Here is a 16460-nt window from a genome sequence, read left to right as displayed (position 1 = left end):
TTTCGTTTTTCACCTGCCGCCTAGCCCCTGATCCCTCATATAGTGTACGATAAGCTTCACAAACTGCGATTAACACTGGAGCGCCATATGTACGGCAATGAAAAGACGAATGCTATCATTCAGGAATTTAGCGCAAAGGTAAAAGCCCAAGGTTTGACAGAAGTCGAGGATATTTTAGGCTTTTTGCGCAAAGAAGGCTGTTCAAAGCCCAATTCAATGATTGTTTTACTCGATTGCCTTGGCTGTGGGCTGGGCGAGGCTAAACGATTAACCCATTTTAGTCAAACCTGGAGCGATCATTTCAAACCGCATCAATAAGTTATCGATATGTTAATCGAGCATGCAGCAGAGTTCGAGAATCTTGATGACTAGACTTTCTTGCGACCGAAGTCAGAAGTCAAAAGTCAGAAGTCAAAAGTCAAAATCGCGGGGTCAGGGGCTGGGGATCCGTTGGTCGGCCTAGTCCCATAGCCCAAAGCCCATAGCCAATAGCCCTATCTTCGTGTCCTTCGCGCTCTTCGCGGTTTCGTTTCCCAATCCCCAGCCCCCAACAACCGATCCCCAGCTCACGACCAGTGGTATACTGCCAGACGTTCGAATGAGCCAACGAGGAATGTGTGGTGGGATTTTTGCGCCGTTCAAGCAAATGGTTCTGGCTAAGCTGTGGCCTGTTGCTATTAATTTTTGTTAGCTATGGATTGCGCTCTAGTGGCACCTACAGCGACGATTCGATTCAGCATTTTTTGATTGCCCGCTGGAGCCTCAAACACCCTGAGTTGTTGCTTGATGTCTGGGGTCGGCCTGGCTTTACGATTCCCTATGCGCTGATCAGCCAGTTTGGCTTGACCGCAGTACACATGCAAAGCGCCATTCTGGCGGCGTTGATCTGTGGTTTAGCTGCCTATTTGGCGGCAGAATTTGCGGTCGAATGGTATTGGTTGGCGGCAATTTTCACCGGCATTCAGCCAGAATTCGCCCGCCTAAGCTTTGCCGCATTAACCGAGTTGCCCTGCGCAGCCTACTTAGCAGCAGCCTTGCTGGCCCAACGCCGCCAACACTGGAATTTAATGGCCTTGTTCGCTGGCTTGATTCCATTGGCGCGTTATGAAACGCTACCACTATTAATCTTCTTCGCCTTCAGCCTGATCAAAGAACGGCGCTACTGGCAGCTTGGCCTGATGGCCTTACCAATGCTGATTTGGAATGGCTTTTGGGCATTGCGGCTCAACGATTGGACCAACCTGCTGTTTCCGCTTGATCGGGTGTTGTTTCAAAAAGGCGATAGCGTGGCATTTTATGGCACTGGCCCGTGGTGGCATTACATCACGCGCTTGCCAGTGGCCTTTGGCAGCGTGCCATTTGCGCTAGCGGTGTATGGCTTTTTGCGCATGCGCTGGAACGCCCTGCACTCGTGGACGGTTGGCTATATCGCAATTCTGGCGCTCAGTTATTGGAAGATTCCCGCAACCCAAATTGCTGGCTACGACCGCCATTTAGCCATTTTAGCGCCGATTATCGGCACATTTAGCGCTTACGGCTTGCATGCATTACGTCAACCAATGAACATCAATTGGCAACGCTGGGCTGTGCGCGCAGCCTTAGGTTTGGTGATGATTGGCCTGTTGGGTATGGCTTGGATTCGCTGGCAAACTCGGGGGATTGTGCTCTACGACGCGTTGCTTAGCATTGGTTTGGTGGCCTTGCTCATGCTGCCAATGCTCAAAACCGTGTGGTATCAGCGCTTAGTTGGTGCAAGCGTGATCATCGGCTTATTGGGATTATTCATTCGCGTCCAGCCCTTTATCATGCAGGATAGCGACCAGCAAGTGCTGAACAGCACGGCATGGTTTAAGCAAAGCGAGCATCGCCAGCAGCTGGTTTTGGCCGCGATTCCATGGTTTGCCTATGGCACAGGCATCGATCCCTATGATCCGGCGCAGTATCAGCCGATTACGCCCAGCGCAGTTGCCCAAGCGCCAATTGGCAGCATTGTGGTTTGGGATTCGCGCTTTGCGTGGACACTGCAATGGCAAACCCCCCGCAGTTTGTTGGAAAATCCCAGCGAGTTTCGCTTGCTCAAGCAGTATCATGGGGTCAACAGCAATGGCAACCCATTCGAACTAGCAATTTATCAAAAATTACTTAATTAGGAGCATTCATGGCACTCAGTGCAACCATTTATACGATTAATGTTGATTTGGCCAATGTGGACCGCAACGTCTACGAGCAATTAGAACTGCGGGTAGCCCGCCAACCATCTGAATCAGCAGAATATATGTTGATGCGTATTTTGGCCTATTGCTTAGAATACACGGATGGCATTGCCTTTACTCAAGGCGTGGCTGCTGGCGACGAACCAGCGGTCTGGATTCGCGATTTGACGGGGCAAGTGACTGGGTGGTTTGAAGTTGGCGCGCCTGATGCAGAACGCTTACATCGCGGCAGCAAACGAGCTGGGCGTGCGGCGGTCTACACCCATCGCGATGTTGCCCAAGTGCTGGGCAATTTCAGCGGCAAAAGCATCTATCAAGCAGAGCAAATTCCGGTCTATGCCTTTGATCGGCGTTTTATTGAAAACGTTGCCAATTTGATCGAACGCCGCTGTGATTTAGGCATTTCGCTGACTGAACAACAAATTTATGTTGAAATTGCAGGTCAAAGCCTGAATAGCCAAGTTGAAGAACATCGGATTAATAACTAGCAACGATAATTAGAAGTGTAGGTCTTGAAGCAGCTAGCAACCTTTGTTATACTCGGCAGAAGCATAGCCTTCGCTCAACCGCCAGCACAGCGCAATAGCCAGCAGCGTGCGGCAAAATCAAGCTTGCATAGGCTTATTCGCCTATGGTATATTGAGGGCTAGCATCGTCATTGCGAGCGACGTGAGGTTTCCAAATGTCCAATCCACAATACATGGCCCCTAGTGGCGATGAAGAACGGGTGATTGAACTCCACTTGCCGAGTCGGCTGGGGTACGAGAAAGTCGCCATGGATACCGCCAGTGCAATGGCGAAACGGATGGGCTTCTCTCATGATCGCGTTGATTCGCTGCGCACTGCCGTAAGCGAAGCAGTAACGAATGCAATTGAACATGGCAATCAACACGATTCAGCAATGAAAGTCGTGGTGGTCTTTACTGGCAGCGATGACGGGTTGATTGTTGATGTGGCAGATCAAGGGCGTAAAATTCTTGATCAGACCATCACTGAGCGTACACCCGACATTCACCAGGTATTGCATAGCGACGATAAAGGTGGTTGGGGAATCTGGTTAATTAAAGAACTGATGGATGAGGTCCAGTTTTCGGTCGCACCATCAGGCGGCAATAAATTACGGATGGTTATCCACCTAGATCGTTGAGTTGAAGAACATGGCGCAAACCCAAGCCACCATCGAACTGATATTTCCCAGCCAGCTTGGCTATGAAAAAATCGCCCGTGAAGCAATTGGTACGCTCGCACGGAATATGGGGTTTGACCCAACGCGCGTTGAGGATTTACGCACGGCACTGAGCGAGGCCTGTATCAATGCCATCGAACATGGCAATCAGCGCCAAACCCAACGCCGCATCCATATCACCTGCACGATTTCACGCAATCGGCTGGTGTTGGTTATTAGCGATGAAGGTCTTCGTTTTCACCCCTCCCAAGAGATCGAAACAGCAACCATCGAGCAAAAACTTGCTGGGCTGGCATCGGCGCGAGGGATGGGCTTAATGCTCATTGAACAACTTGTTGATGAGTGCGGCTTTCTACCGTCACGGCCCGGACAAGGCAATCGTTTTCGATTAGCGATGTATAATCCACCACGACGGCATGGATCAGCCACAGCCTAGCGCGATCCTTGGTCAAGGAGTTTTGGACCTATGATTGATGATGAATTGAAAGTTACCACCCGTCAACGTGACGGGATTTGGATTATTGATCTCGAAGGCGATGTCACCACATTTGCCGAAGAGGCCATTACGGGGGCATACGAAGGCGTTAGCAAAGATGGCGCTAAGTATATTATTATCAACTCGCGCCAAAGCGATTATATCAACAGCGCGGGGATTGCTATTTTAATTGGGGTGGTCACTGAGGTCAATCGCCAAGCCCAAAAGCTGGCCATTAGTGGCCTTAGCCCTCACTTCCAAAAGATTTTCCGCATGGTCGGCCTCGCCCAATATGCCGACATCTTCGCCAGCGAAGAAGAAGCTATCGCCGCGATGCAACGCCATCAAAAAGCTGCGAGCGAACCAACTAAACCATAATTCAGCTGATTAACGAAACAGCGCCGTTGGAGCAATTCCAACGGCGCTGTTTGCGTTTAATGAACCAAAACTTCGACATCTGATTGGATTAAGTTTTCCATGACTGCCGATTCTGGCACACTCACTGGTGCTTCGCTCGGCTCTTTGCGCAAGGCCAGCTCAATCACTTGGCCAACATGCTCAACTCCATGAAATTCCATTTCGGCCAACACTTCTGCTGGAATTTCATCCAAATCAGCGATATTCCGCTGTGGCAGAATGATCGTTCGAATGCCTGCCCGATGGGCTGCCAGCACTTTTTCGCGCACGCCGCCGATTGGCAGCACTTTGCCGCGCAAGGTAATTTCGCCGGTCATGGCCACATCGTCGCGCAAGGCTCGTCCGGTCAGCAACGAAACCAAAGCCGTGGCCATGGCAATCCCCGCCGATGGACCATCTTTTGGTTGCGCGCCCGCTGGTACGTGCACGTGTAAATCGAAATGTTGAGCAAAATGTGGGTCGATGCCGTAGCTTTCGCCTTCAGCCCGCACCCAACTTAATGCAGCTCGCGCCGATTCTTTCATCACATCGCCCAACTGACCACTCAGGGCAAAGTTGCCGCGTCCAGTCATTTTGGTGGCCTCGATAAAGATAATATCGCCGCCAACTGGAGTCCAAACCAAGCCTGTGACAATGCCAGGCCGATCGGTGCGCTCGTGAATTTCCGAGAAGTAGCGTTGCTTGCCCAAATATTCACGGGTTTTGGCTGGATTAACCACGATTGGCGTGGCCGAACCAAGCGCAACTTGACGCGCTGCTTTGCGCATCACCGTGCCAATGTGTTGCTCCAAATTGCGCACGCCAGCTTCGCGGGTATATTCTTCAATCGCCACCAACAAGGCATCTGGTTGAATGTCGACTTCGCTTGACTCAAGGCTATGTTGCTCGCGTTGCTCTGGCACCAAATAGCGCTGAGCAATTTCGTACTTTTCACGGGTCGTATAGCTGCCAAGCTGAATAATTTCCAAGCGATCGCGCAATGGCCCAGGAATGGTTTGCAAGGTATTGGCGGTTGCAATAAACATCACTGGCGACAAATCCCAAGCCACATCCAAATAGTGGTCGCGGAAATTGGCGTTTTGGGCAGGATCAAGCACCTCGAGCATGGCCGAGGTTGGGTCGCCGCGATGATCTGAGCTGAGCTTATCCATTTCGTCGAGCAGCACAACCGGATTGTTGACTCCGCTCCGCCGAATCGCTTGAATTAGACTGCCAGGCATTGCGCCGATGTAGGTGCGGCGATGGCCGCGAATTTCGGCCTCGTCGTGCACGCCGCCCAACGACAAACGCACAAACTCGCGATTCATAGCTTTGGCAATCGAACGGCCAAGGCTGGTTTTGCCCACGCCTGGAGGGCCAACAAAACAGAGAATTGCCCCACGGCCTGGATCGCGCTCTGGCGAACGTTTGCGCCGCAACTCGCGCACCGCCAGATAATCCAAAATTCGCTCTTTGATTTCCGCCAAGCCATAATGGTCGGCATCGAGAATTTCGGCAGCTTGCGCCACATCAATCGTGTCGTCGCTGCGTTTTTGCCATGGCAAGGCAATCAGCGTTTCCAAATAGCTGCGAATGACGCTATATTCGGCAGCAGCAGCAGGCATTTGGCGCAGCCGATCAAGCTCGCGCATGGCTTGCTCGTGGGCTTCGGCGCTCATGCCAGCAGCCTCGATTTGCTCGGCCAAACGATCAACTTCAACTTCTTGTTCGTTGGTTTCGCCCAGCTCTTTGCGAATTGCTTTGAGTTGTTCGCGCAACACATATTCGCGCTGCGATTTGCCAAGCTCATCTTGGACCTGCGATTGAATTTGCTGGCCAATTTGCAGCACATTCAACTCGCGGGTGAGCACTTCGTTTAATTTGAGCAATTTTTGCTTGATGCTTGGCTCGCTCAAGACCGCTTGGCGATCAGTCACGCTCATGCGGGCATACGAAGCCACCAAATAGGCCAAACGGCGGGGATCTTCTTCGCTCAAGACCGAATTCAACAACTCGGTTGGAAATTGCGGAATCAAGGGCGCAATTTGGCTGGCAATCGTGCCAATCGAGCGCATCAAGGCAATAACTTCAAGCTCTTCGCTCTCGATCGTTTGGTCGGGCACAACCCGAATTTTGGCTCGGTAATATGGCTCGGTTTGGGTAATTTCAACAATCTCAATCCGCTCAAGCACTTGCATCGCCACGCGCAAGGTGCCATCGGGCAATTTCATCAATTTATGCACAACCGCAGCGCTGCCAAGTTGATAAAAATCTTCAGGCGTAACTGGGCTGGGCCGTTCATCTTCGTTTTTTAGCGCCATCAAGCCAACAATCCGTTGCCCAGCCATCAGATCATCGATCAAACGAATCGACTCTGGCTGACCAACGGCCAATGGCACGATGGTTTGAGGATAGGCAACCGTTCCCAATAATGGCAAAATCGCGATTTCATCTGGAATTGTGGTCGTTCGTTCAAAATCTGACATACAAAAACCCCTTTTTAGCACCAATGCGAGTTAGACGTTGGTTTGTTCAATCGTGATCCGCCGTGGTTCAGCTTGGGCTGGGTTGCTTTTGGGCAACGTGATAATCAACATGCCATCGTCGTAGCGAGCGCTAATTGCGGCCTCGTCGATCGGGGCACGAATCGCGAACTCTAGCTCAAAATGGCCATAATTAATTCCCAATTCATGGATGTGGACACCTTGGCTTGGGCAATGCTCTTCGCGTTGGCCGCTAACATATAACACGCCATCGTGAAGCGTTACTTCAATTGCTGCATCGCGCATGCCTGCCAGTTCGACCTTGATCACAAATTGCTCGGCGTACTCATGGACATCTGCTTGCGGTCGCCAGATCAACGCGCGGGCGCTACTGGTTCGCGGCCATGGGGTTTGCCAATCGCGTTCAAAGGCGCTTCGTTGGGTGTGGAGGCGCGGTAATTGGCGAACCACAAGAAACTTAGCCATCGAATGTGAACCTCCACTAAAAAAAACTGCTAGAAAAAGCATAGCACTGCTCCATTAACACAGTAGTGACGCTGCGTTGGCAAAGTGTTAATCTTGTAATCGCTTGATCAAGGTCTATAATTTAAGCAGCGGCATACCTTCATCAAACCCAAAGACAGGACGTTTCCATGACGTGGCAGGTTGATTTCACTCCATCCGACCAAACATTGCACGACTTACTAGGCCAAAATCGGCTTGAATCAGCCTATGCATTGGGCGATTTGCAACCACCCTTTCGCGAACGCTCGCAATTTAGCCTTGCTGAGCATGGCAACCAATGGGCAATTTTGCTGTGGTATCGCACGAGCACGTTTACGGCCTTAATTCCCTATGGCGCGGCTCAAGGCATTAACGCAATCATGGCCGCCAAAACCGAATGGCCCAAAGCCTGTATTGTGGCCAATATGAACGAGCACTATCGCCAAGTGTTAGGCCAGCGCTACCGCTTCAGCAACGAACAAGCAATTATTCGGATTGCAATCGAGGCTGGCCAGCTCAGCGATCTGCCGAATGGCACGCAGCTTGAGCAACTCGAAGATCAGCATCTTGGCGAGCTTTCGGCGTTCTACACCATGAACGATGTGCCGACGTTTAGCCCTGATCAGTTGCATGGCGGGTTATACTATGGCGTGCGTCGCCATGGAGCACTAGTGGCGGTCGGCGGAACGCACTTGGTCAATAGCCGCGATCACTTGGCAACGATTGGCAACGTTTACACCGACCCAGCCTTGCGTGGCAACGGCTATGTGCGCACAATCATTGCCCATCTGACTCAAAGTTTGTTTGATCAAGGCTGTACCAATATCATTCACGATGTAAAAAGCAACGATTTTGCAACGCGCCAAATCTATGAGCCGCTTGGCTATCAGCAAGTTGGCAGTTTTTGGGAGGCAACCGCACGGTTACGATGAAACGAGAAGAACGCAAAAGCATCGCCCAACGCACGCTCGATTGTTTGAGCGCTGGCGGTTATTTCAATCAGGCTGATCAATGGGTCAACATTGCTGAAGTGCAGCAGGCCGCCGAGCAAGCCAGCACGATTGTTTGGCCTGATACCGTATTGGCTGCAAGCAACAACGCTCGCCAACAACCAAGCATCAACATCTATGCAGCCACAACCTTGGAAGCGGCTCAACGCACTGCCCAAGCAAGCCAGCGGGTAGGAATATTAAATTTTGCTTCGGCCAAAAATCCAGGTGGTGGTTTTTTAGGGGGCAGCCAAGCGCAAGAGGAAAGCATCGCCCGTTCGTCGGGGTTGTATCCTTGTTTAACCAAGTGTAGTGAGTTTTACCGCTACCATAAACAGCAAAACGACTTGCTCTATTCCGATGCGCTGATTTGGTCGCCGCAGGTTCCGGTGGTCTGCGATGACGCTGGCAATTGGCTCGATCAAGCGTATTTGGTCGATGTAATTACCATGGCGGCGGTGAATGCTGGGGCAATTCGTCAAAACCGCACAGGCCAAAGCGCCGAGGTCGAGCCAGCCATGCGCCAACGTATGCAGCGGCTATTGGCGTTTTGCGCCAGCCAACCAATCGAACGCTTGATTTTGGGGGCGTGGGGTTGTGGTGTGTTTGGCAACGATCCAGCACTGATCGCACGCCTATTCAAAGAAGTTATTGGCCAACAGCCATGGCCGTTTGCCCAAATTGATTTTGCAATCTACGACCCAAGCCCACGCCAAGCCAACGTCGCGTTATTTGCAAAAATCTTGCAAGCTTAAAAATCAGCCCTTGGTTAAACTGTTCGATGAGGAGCGAGCAAGGTGGTTATGCCGTGGCATAACAGGCAAGCATCAAACAGAGAACCAAGGGCCGTTAGTTAAACTTCCGTCCAGCGAATGGTAAACACACAAGCAGCAGCACCATTGCGCATGCATGGGCCATGCGTGATCTGAACCTCACGTGCGCCCAAACCTTGCAAAACCCCTTCCATCGCCGCTTGTTCGAACATACAGTTATAGGGTTGTTGTAATTCGACTCGGGCATGATACGGCGCGACAATCGTTGTGCGCCATTCGCCACTCGCGCCACGAGTGGCCGTATGCCAAACATCGGGCATTGCCACCAACATCGCAGTTGGTGTTTTCAAACCCATTTCGCGAAACTGTGCCGCCAACGAGTAGTAAATCCCGCGCCCAATTTCCATCAATAAGGCTGGGTCACGATCCTCAAAATAGGTCAACATGGTTTCAAAAAGTTGGCCATGATACCATTTGTCAGCACTAATTTGATCGAGCAGATTCAGAATTTCCGGCGGACACTCATCCCCAGCAACCATTCCCAACATTAAAAAGGCACTACCGATGCTTAATGGTGGGCCTTCGCGGTGATCGATGCCTGGGTCTGCAAATTCTTCCACCACCAATGGGGCAGATCGTGCAAAGCGCTGCACATGCCCTCCTTCTTTGCAAAATTCAACAGCCAATCAACCTCTATCCCCACAAACAATTATAGACTATTGTCACGCTATTGCTGACGAGGATCGGGCAAAAGTTCATCACGAATTTGAACTTGTTCGTCAACTACGTTGACCGGTAGTTGGCCCAAGCGCAAGCGGCGATTATCGCTAATCAAGAAGCCCTGTTCATCATACACCCGATCTGAGCATTGGTCACGATAGGTTTGGTTGGATTGTTCGTAAATCACAATACAACCGCTCAGGCTATCCCACGCCAGAAACGCGCGCCATTGGTCGGCACTCAGCCGCGTCACCAACACCGGATCATCGCTGACTTCAGGTCGACTAGCGATTGTTTCCGAGGCAACTAATTGTTTAACCGAAACCTGAACTGTCTGGCCAAGCGGAAATTGGCTCACTGGGCCAAGCGTATAGGTGCGGGCTGGTGGGCTAATGATATAGACAAATAACGCGCCGCAAAACAGGGTTGCAAAACCCATTACTAACGTCAACAAGCGGGTTGCCCGTTTACGCGAACGTTCGAGCCGTTCAACCTCATAGGGATCAAGCATGCTCATTGGGAAATTCCTCGTGCCACAATCAACATTCGTTCTGATTCACTTGTATAGGGATCAAGCTCGTACGAGCCATACACTGCCTGCAATTCAAAGCCACAGCGGGCCAGCAAATGCTCAGCTTCGTAGCGATAGAGCCAACGCATGCCGAATGGTAAGACGCAGCGCCGCACTTGGCCATCAGGCTGAATTTCATCGTAACAGAATTGAACGTGCTGGTGCTGTGCCGCTAAATCAACGCTGCGATAGACAAATTTCTGGACCAAATTGCCATTACTAGCGCGAAAACTTTTATCAAGCACCATCAGGCCATCAACAGCACTTAGTTGGCTTGGCTCAGGATTAAACAAATCGAGCAGCAATAGGCCATTCGGCTTTAAATGGCGCTTAATTGCATGCAATGCAGCCAGCTGAGCCTGGGTTGTTTCCAAATGCATAAACGAATTAATCGCCACAAAGGCCATGCCAAATTGCTGATCAAGCTGAAAATCGGTCACATCGGCCACTGCAAAATGCAAGTGCGTGCCAACACCAGCAGTTTCAGCTGCAGCATTCGCCCGTTCAATCATCGCAGGAGCAATATCAATGCCGACCACATGCAGCTTGGCTTGGGCTAGCGGAATTGCCACCCGCCCAGTGCCGCACATCAGCTCTAAAATGCTGCCGCCAGCCATGCGCGCATGCTCGCGGTAGAACACTATATCATCCTGAAAATCACCATAATCTGCATCATAATAGGGTACAAACTGATCAAACATCCAAGTTCCTTACATAGCAACGCCATGGCTGCGCTCGGCGAGAGCAAGCAACCATGGCATTCTTGCGATTGAGTTAGCGTAATGTAATAGTTTTAGAAATGCCGCCGCTGGTTGGTCGCCAAACCAACTGGACCGATTTAATCCCGCCATTATTGGCTTGGGCTACTAAGGTTCCGGCAATTGTATTGTTGCCAGGAATTGTAAGCGTGCTCAGGATGGTAGATTGGGCCGTAATTGGCAACGCACCAACATTGGTTTGGATGGTAAAATCGGCAGCCCGAAAGCTCACTGGTCGGTTTGTCGGATTTTGGAGCGTCACATTAACCAGTACCTGCTTGCCATCAGCAGCAACACTTGTCTCGCCAATTGTTAAGAAATAACTGCGCGACTGGTGAACGCTGCCGCTGGCCACTGGCTGAACCGGTTGAACTGGGCTAGGCTGAGCAGGATCAATCACAACCTCGACGACAGGCGTTGGTCGACCAGTATTCCAGCCAAGCAAGGCTTCACTAGTTGCCCGCTCGCTCGCAGTAACATTATTGCTATCGCGCGAGCTAGAAAGCCGACCAGCCAAGGCCGAACGCACCAGATTAAAGCCACCAACCAGCAATACAAGAAGAATAGCGGAAATGATCAATTCACTTCTGGTCGGCAACACTGAGCGTTTTTTGGAACCTTTGGCAATTGCAGGGCGCAACGACCCAACCAAATCATTAGCATAATTGACTGCATTTTCTGGCTCTGACATTGGCTTGACTTCGGCTGAAACTGGCTCTGCTACCGCTACTGTTTGTGATTGCGCAGTAGGCGTTGGCATAGGAGGAGTCGCTGCATTCAGGCTTTGGTTGGTTGCAGGCGCAGCTGGGCTGGGCTCGAAACTAGGCCGTGGTTGCAATAAACTGCTGTTGCCTGCGGCGCGGGCTGGTGGCGGCGAAAAACTGGCTTTCGCTGGAGCAGCGGTGCTCATCTGGCCTAAATTGGCAAAATCAATTTGGGCTGGCTTAAGCATCTCAAGGCCACGTTTGGCCGCAGCATTGGCTGGATTAATCGCCAAAACCTGGTGCAGGGCAGCGATTTTCTCACTATTCGTTGCTTCAACTGCGCTCAGCCAAAGCCACGCTTGCTCGTTACTTGCATCAGCGCTCAGCGCTTGGCGCAGAATCAGTCGGGCCTCTGCATGGTTGCCAGTTCGTGCAGCTTGAATGCCTTGTTGAATTAATTGTTGAACAGTTGCTGACATACAACTCCTACGGTTGGGGCTTCGCACGCACAATCAAGCGATGCGAATAGACACCAATTGGCACACAGGTGATCAACGTAACCGTTTCTTCAGTAGTTGGGTCCATCACCCACGTCTGATCGGGGGTCACAGTACGAATCTCAGTCACTTGGTAGCGCCGCTCTGTGCCATCGACAGTTAATAGCAAGCTATCGCCGACAACTGCGTTGGGTAGCTGACTGAAGATAATACCACGATAGCCGACGTGCCCTGCTAGGACTATATTCCCAGCCGTTGTTGGAAAGCCTGCCACTGGCCAATAATGCGCCGCTGCGTCAGTTGGCACATCCCATGTCCCAAGCGAAAAGCCAGCTTCGATAATTGGGCTATCAAGGCCAATTCGTGGCAGCGTAATACGCGTTGGGCGTAAAGCTTGCCAAGCAGCATCTGCATTATTAACCTTGCGTTTGGCCCATTCAGGTGCAGTATTAGTCGTATCCAAATATTGGCGGCCTAAATGGCCCAACGATACTTGATAGGCTGCTGGTAGCTCTGGATGATATTCAAAGCGCGTGCGCTCAAAATATTGCACCGTATAAACCTGGCCATCTTGTTGGTTGCGCTCTAAAAATTCTTCCGATAGCGGATAGCCAAAGGCTTGCAAGCCACCGTTGCGCTCCCAATACTGGCGAAATAGCCCACCCAAGGTATGCTTTGATTCGGGGAAGAACATTTGGCCAGGGTAAGCGGCCTCGCTGCGCGGTTTGAAGGCTGGCTGGTCGGCAGAACCTTCGGCAGCCCAGCGCCCAAGATGGCCGGCTAAAGTCCAGCCAATGGTTGCATGCCACTCTAGGCGTGCCCGCTCAAAGTATTGCACCGGACGGCCAGCCTCAACAAACACTTCGGTAATCGGATAGCCAAAGATCGCCAAGCCGCCGTTACGTTCCCAAAACAGCCGAAAATTGTAGGCTAACGTATGGCCAGTTTCCGCGAAATAGCGCGGCTGGCCTGCAGCAGTTTCTGCTGAGCCAGCACTGACTGTCATCGCCAACAAGCCAACGATCAAGAGATAGATTCGTAATCGGCGCAACATAGGCTTATTCCTATCCAACTAATCGCGCTTCGGGGCCAGCACCATTAACGATTGTCCACTGGACAGCATCCAACTCGCAGAGCCGCGCTTCGACTTCAGGCGCATCCTTGGCTTCGCAAATCACATGCACATTCGGGCCTGCATCAATCGTCCAGTAGCTTTGCAAATTATCTTGCACCCGCCAACGCTGCACTGCCTGCATCACCGCCAACGTGCCAGGCAACCAATACATTGTTGCTGGTTGAGCGGTCATCGCAATTACGTGCATCGACATGGCATCTGCTTCCGAGGCTTGGCCCAAGCGCTGAATATCGCGCTCGAGAATGCCTTGACGCACATCGGCCAAGCGTTGCTCAATGCCTTTCAAACGCACCGGAAAATAGGGGCTGGTGGTGGCAACACTATGGCCGCTGGTCGAGGCCACATGCTTGGCTTCAGTGCTAATCACAGCCACAATATCAACTAAATTCCAGTGCTCTGGTGGCGCAATTTGGGCTGCATACGAGCCAGCATGCGTGCCATCATCAAACCATTCAACAAAGCCAGCAGGAATCGAACGGCAGGCCGAGCCAGAGCCAGAAAGCCGCGTTAGACGCGATAATTCTGCTTCGTCAAGCTCTAAGCGAAAAGCCGAGGCCGCAGCCCGAGTCAAGGCAGCAAAGGCAGCAGCAGATGAGGCAATGCCAGCATCAGAAGGAAAATTATTGCGCGAGCGCACTTCGACCCGCTCACTAACCCCCGCTAATTGGCGCAAACGCTCAATCTGTTGGATAACGCGCTCAAACTGGCGACCTTTGGCCTGAATTTCTTCGCCGCCGCTTAGGGCTAGCCAAACACTATCTTCCACGGCTTCGGGCAAACATTGTACGGTTGTCTCGGTTAGACAGCCATCAAGATTCATGGAGATCGAGCCATTGGTTGGAAGAGTCAGATGCGCGTCGCGCTGGCCCCAATACTTGATAAACGCAATGTTGGCACAAGCCACTGCCGTTGCCGCATGCGAAAGCTGTTTCATACCATTCCTCACGTACAAATAAACAAATTCAGTAGCTCTATTGTAGCAGATCAGCAGGCAAATTTAGGCTGGCGTACACACCACACAGCCTTGAGCATGCAGATGTTGGGCTGGTAGCCAGCGCTGGCATTGGCTGCAACACCCACTCAATTTAATTGGCTCATCGCTCGTGGCTGGCAATTGGGCAACGCCAAGTGCCGCCCGTAATTCATCGTAGTCTCGCGCCGCAATCAACACCGCCCGATCAACCCGTTCGCCGCTAAATTCGAGAGTCAATACCATTCCGGCCAACAAATTATGCCGCTCTGGAATATTTTGCAAGGCTTTGGCATCAATCACCAGTGGCCGCCAATCGTTATGGTCAGCAATCGCCATCACATCAAGCGTTACGGTATCGCCGCCGAAAAAACCACCATAATTTTGAACTTCGCTGACTTCAAAAAGCTCAGACATCGTTGTCCTCTACTAAACTAAACGTTATTGCTCAACACTGCTTCAATACTATAGGCCTGCACCAACTGCGAGATATGGCGCAAGCTCAATGGCGCAACTGGCACGGCCTGCACATGCTGTTGCACTGCATCATAGGTTGCTTGGCTAACCAAAATCTGATTTGCTAAGGCAGCACTACACAGGCGGGCAGCCAAATTCATATCTGGGCCAATCGCGGTGTAGTTCATCATTTGGGCTGAACCAATGTTGCCCACGACCACCTCGCCCGTGGCAATCCCAATGCCAATTGCCACCGCTGGCAAGCCTTGGCTCTGCCATTCGTCCATCAATTGATTATGCCGCGTTTGCATCAACAAGGCGGTTTGGACGGCCAACAAGGGGTGTTGCTCGTAGGGCAAGGGTGCGCCAAAAAAGGCCACAATTTCATCGCCGACGAATTTATCGACCGTGCCGCCAGCGTTGCGAATAATCGTGGTCATCGCTGAAAGATGTTCGTTGAGCATGCGCGCCACCACATCGGCAGGCAATTGCTCGGAAACCGTGGTAAAGCCACGCATATCCGAAAAAAGCATCGATAATTGTTGGCGATGCACATTCATATAATCGTTGCCAGGCGTGCGCAACATCAAATCGACCACATCGGGGCTAACATAGCGCGCAAACGTTTCGCGAATATGGCGTTGTTGGCGGTCTTCAAACAGCGCCGTATCCATTTGCGAGGCAATTGCGTTCAACATTTTAACTTCGTGAATGCTAAACCCCCGCATCCCTGGAGGATTAGCTCCGCCAAACACGCCAATAATTTGATTTTTCAAAATCAAGGGCACGCCAATATACGAGCCAATTATTTGATCGATCTGTTCGCGGCGCACCATTTTGCCTTGATCAACCGTGTTGCGCGCCAAATCGCGCAGTACCTGCGAAACTTGCGAACTGGGGTCGGCCAAATCATCGTGCGAGGCGGCGCGAAACTCTAGCTCATGTTCCTCAGCGGTATAGAGCATAATAAAGCTCCATGTTGCGCCAATCGTCTCGGAGAGCAAGCCCAAAGCAGCACCTAAGCCTTGGTCAAAATCAGGCGTGGCATCGATCAAACGATCCAAGCGATAGATCGTTTCTAGTTCGCGGTTGCGCGATTGCACCTGTTGGAACAAGCGCAGGCCAGCCATGGCCGAATCGATTTGCGAACACATAGCATCGATCAAGCGCCGATCATCAACTGACCAATGGTGGTCTGAAGAGCCAAGTACCAACACGCCGAGCCGATCGCCTTTGACCGAGAGCGAACGCACAATAATTTCGGCCTCGCCCTCTTGCAAACTAGTGGTTTCGCCGCCAGCCAAGGCATTGGTCAAGGCCAACATCAAGCCAGCTGCGTTATTCGGTCGCCAGCGTTCAATCGTAATATTTTGGGCTGGGCAATCTTCCAAATCGAGGGTAACTAATTGCAATAAATCGGGCTGGAGCACGCCGCGAATAATCGTAGCGCAGCCATTTAAAAACGTTTCGGTCGAATCAGTTGTGTCGCGGAGAGCATCGAGATCGTAAATCGCCCGTAGCTCTCGATGGCATAACGAGAGTTCATGCTTTAATTGTTCGGGCATACGTGCAGCACCTCCTTGAGCCGGCAAAACGCTGATTAACAGCGTCAGTATAGCATGAACTCTGC

18 protein-coding genes are annotated in these 16460 nt (G+C 51.5%); 8 read left to right on the top strand and 10 right to left on the bottom strand.

The genetic code is table 11. The features are described 5' to 3' along the window. The first annotated feature begins 87 nt into the window (after positions 1 to 87). The 6 genes from C5S61_RS25195 to C5S61_RS25170 all read left to right on the top strand — a co-directional run bounded on the left by C5S61_RS25195 (position 88) and on the right by C5S61_RS25170 (position 4252). Entirely contained in the window at positions 88 to 318 is a 231-nt protein-coding gene (locus C5S61_RS25195) for a hypothetical protein (RefSeq protein ID WP_110520114.1), read from the top strand. Between the two features lie 299 nt (positions 319 to 617). Then, on the top strand, positions 618 to 2150 hold the full coding sequence (locus tag C5S61_RS25190) for a hypothetical protein (RefSeq protein WP_124033507.1): 1533 nt from the start codon (positions 618 to 620) through the stop codon (positions 2148 to 2150). Between the two features lie 8 nt (positions 2151 to 2158). Further along, on the top strand, positions 2159 to 2701 hold the full coding sequence (locus C5S61_RS25185) for a YaeQ family protein (RefSeq protein WP_110520111.1): 543 nt from the start codon (positions 2159 to 2161) through the stop codon (positions 2699 to 2701). 194 nt (positions 2702 to 2895) lie between these two features. Beyond that, a complete protein-coding gene (locus tag C5S61_RS25180; RefSeq protein ID WP_083469822.1) occupies positions 2896 to 3360 on the top strand; it encodes an ATP-binding protein in 465 nt (154 codons plus the stop codon). Positions 3361 to 3370: 10 nt separating this feature from the next. After that, positions 3371 to 3835, top strand: a complete 465-nt coding sequence (locus tag C5S61_RS25175) for an ATP-binding protein (RefSeq protein WP_054534363.1) — start codon at positions 3371 to 3373, stop codon at positions 3833 to 3835. A gap of 30 nt (positions 3836 to 3865) precedes the next feature. Beyond that, positions 3866 to 4252, top strand: a complete 387-nt coding sequence (locus C5S61_RS25170; protein WP_110520109.1) for an STAS domain-containing protein — start codon at positions 3866 to 3868, stop codon at positions 4250 to 4252. 56 nt (positions 4253 to 4308) lie between these two features. Here C5S61_RS25170 and lon read toward each other — a convergent pair whose 3' ends face one another. Together lon and C5S61_RS25160 are read right to left on the bottom strand one after the other, a co-directional pair. Then, complete coding sequence (gene lon, locus C5S61_RS25165; RefSeq protein WP_110520107.1) at positions 4309 to 6756, bottom strand: endopeptidase La; 2448 nt, start codon at positions 6754 to 6756, stop codon at positions 4309 to 4311. Positions 6757 to 6786: 30 nt separating this feature from the next. Continuing rightward, positions 6787 to 7239, bottom strand: a complete 453-nt coding sequence (locus C5S61_RS25160) for an Hsp20/alpha crystallin family protein (RefSeq protein ID WP_164689780.1) — start codon at positions 7237 to 7239, stop codon at positions 6787 to 6789. A 167-nt stretch (positions 7240 to 7406) separates the two neighbouring features. Between C5S61_RS25160 and C5S61_RS25155 the strand changes: the two genes are divergently transcribed. Continuing rightward, on the top strand, positions 7407 to 8189 hold the full coding sequence (locus C5S61_RS25155) for a GNAT family N-acetyltransferase (protein ID WP_110520103.1): 783 nt from the start codon (positions 7407 to 7409) through the stop codon (positions 8187 to 8189). Further along, positions 8186 to 9001 (top strand): TIGR02452 family protein, encoded by an 816-nt coding sequence (locus C5S61_RS25150; RefSeq protein ID WP_110520101.1) that lies wholly within the window; start codon positions 8186 to 8188, stop codon positions 8999 to 9001. Before C5S61_RS25155 ends, C5S61_RS25150 begins: the two co-directional genes overlap by 4 nt. A 98-nt stretch (positions 9002 to 9099) precedes the next feature. On the opposite strand, the gene C5S61_RS25145 is transcribed toward C5S61_RS25150, so the two are convergent. The 8 genes from C5S61_RS25145 to C5S61_RS25110 all read right to left on the bottom strand — a co-directional run bounded on the left by C5S61_RS25145 (position 9100) and on the right by C5S61_RS25110 (position 16395). After that, the gene (locus C5S61_RS25145) at positions 9100 to 9672 is read right to left on the bottom strand and encodes a hypothetical protein (RefSeq protein WP_110520099.1); all 573 of its coding nucleotides are present in this window, start codon (positions 9670 to 9672) and stop codon (positions 9100 to 9102) included. Positions 9673 to 9746: 74 nt separating this feature from the next. Continuing rightward, positions 9747 to 10256, bottom strand: coding sequence for a hypothetical protein (locus tag C5S61_RS25140; protein WP_110520097.1), 510 nt, complete (start codon positions 10254 to 10256; stop codon positions 9747 to 9749). Continuing rightward, positions 10253 to 11011 carry a class I SAM-dependent methyltransferase gene (locus C5S61_RS25135; protein WP_110520095.1) on the bottom strand — a complete coding sequence of 253 codons (759 nt, stop codon included), beginning with the start codon at positions 11009 to 11011 and terminating at the stop codon, positions 10253 to 10255. Before C5S61_RS25135 ends, C5S61_RS25140 begins: the two co-directional genes overlap by 4 nt. A 73-nt stretch (positions 11012 to 11084) precedes the next feature. After that, positions 11085 to 12251 carry a tetratricopeptide repeat protein gene (locus tag C5S61_RS25130; protein WP_110520093.1) on the bottom strand — a complete coding sequence of 389 codons (1167 nt, stop codon included), beginning with the start codon at positions 12249 to 12251 and terminating at the stop codon, positions 11085 to 11087. 7 nt (positions 12252 to 12258) lie between these two features. Next, entirely contained in the window at positions 12259 to 13323 is a 1065-nt protein-coding gene (locus C5S61_RS25125) for a sortase (protein WP_110520091.1), read from the bottom strand. Positions 13324 to 13333: 10 nt separating this feature from the next. Beyond that, on the bottom strand, positions 13334 to 14338 hold the full coding sequence (gene mvaD / locus C5S61_RS25120; protein ID WP_110520089.1) for a diphosphomevalonate decarboxylase: 1005 nt from the start codon (positions 14336 to 14338) through the stop codon (positions 13334 to 13336). A 63-nt stretch (positions 14339 to 14401) separates the two neighbouring features. Then, positions 14402 to 14791 (bottom strand): hypothetical protein, encoded by a 390-nt coding sequence (locus C5S61_RS25115; RefSeq protein WP_110520087.1) that lies wholly within the window; start codon positions 14789 to 14791, stop codon positions 14402 to 14404. A gap of 17 nt (positions 14792 to 14808) precedes the next feature. Then, positions 14809 to 16395, bottom strand: a complete 1587-nt coding sequence (locus tag C5S61_RS25110) for an adenylate/guanylate cyclase domain-containing protein (RefSeq protein WP_110520085.1) — start codon at positions 16393 to 16395, stop codon at positions 14809 to 14811. Positions 16396 to 16460: the final 65 nt, after the last annotated feature.

It is taken from the genome of Herpetosiphon llansteffanensis (genome assembly GCF_003205875.1).
Classification (GTDB): Bacteria; Chloroflexota; Chloroflexia; order Chloroflexales; family Herpetosiphonaceae; genus Herpetosiphon; species Herpetosiphon llansteffanensis.
The sequence above is the reverse complement of the archived record's forward strand: the minus strand, read 5'-3'. Positions and strand labels throughout refer to the sequence as shown.

Coding starts and splice junctions, on each gene's coding strand:
- C5S61_RS25160 (WP_164689780.1), bottom strand. CDS start 7,239: ATGGCTAAGTTTCTTGTGGTTCGCCAATTACCGCGCCTCCACACCCAA.
- C5S61_RS25180 (WP_083469822.1), top strand. CDS start 2,896: ATGTCCAATCCACAATACATGGCCCCTAGTGGCGATGAAGAACGGGTG.
- C5S61_RS25150 (WP_110520101.1), top strand. CDS start 8,186: ATGAAACGAGAAGAACGCAAAAGCATCGCCCAACGCACGCTCGATTGT.
- C5S61_RS25155 (WP_110520103.1), top strand. CDS start 7,407: ATGACGTGGCAGGTTGATTTCACTCCATCCGACCAAACATTGCACGAC.
- C5S61_RS25125 (WP_110520091.1), bottom strand. CDS start 13,323: ATGTTGCGCCGATTACGAATCTATCTCTTGATCGTTGGCTTGTTGGCG.
- C5S61_RS25130 (WP_110520093.1), bottom strand. CDS start 12,251: ATGTCAGCAACTGTTCAACAATTAATTCAACAAGGCATTCAAGCTGCA.
- C5S61_RS25140 (WP_110520097.1), bottom strand. CDS start 10,256: ATGAGCATGCTTGATCCCTATGAGGTTGAACGGCTCGAACGTTCGCGT.
- C5S61_RS25195 (WP_110520114.1), top strand. CDS start 88: ATGTACGGCAATGAAAAGACGAATGCTATCATTCAGGAATTTAGCGCA.
- C5S61_RS25115 (WP_110520087.1), bottom strand. CDS start 14,791: ATGTCTGAGCTTTTTGAAGTCAGCGAAGTTCAAAATTATGGTGGTTTT.
- lon (WP_110520107.1), bottom strand. CDS start 6,756: ATGTCAGATTTTGAACGAACGACCACAATTCCAGATGAAATCGCGATT.
- C5S61_RS25170 (WP_110520109.1), top strand. CDS start 3,866: ATGATTGATGATGAATTGAAAGTTACCACCCGTCAACGTGACGGGATT.
- mvaD (WP_110520089.1), bottom strand. CDS start 14,338: ATGAAACAGCTTTCGCATGCGGCAACGGCAGTGGCTTGTGCCAACATT.
- C5S61_RS25175 (WP_054534363.1), top strand. CDS start 3,371: ATGGCGCAAACCCAAGCCACCATCGAACTGATATTTCCCAGCCAGCTT.
- C5S61_RS25135 (WP_110520095.1), bottom strand. CDS start 11,011: ATGTTTGATCAGTTTGTACCCTATTATGATGCAGATTATGGTGATTTT.
- C5S61_RS25110 (WP_110520085.1), bottom strand. CDS start 16,395: ATGCCCGAACAATTAAAGCATGAACTCTCGTTATGCCATCGAGAGCTA.
- C5S61_RS25185 (WP_110520111.1), top strand. CDS start 2,159: ATGGCACTCAGTGCAACCATTTATACGATTAATGTTGATTTGGCCAAT.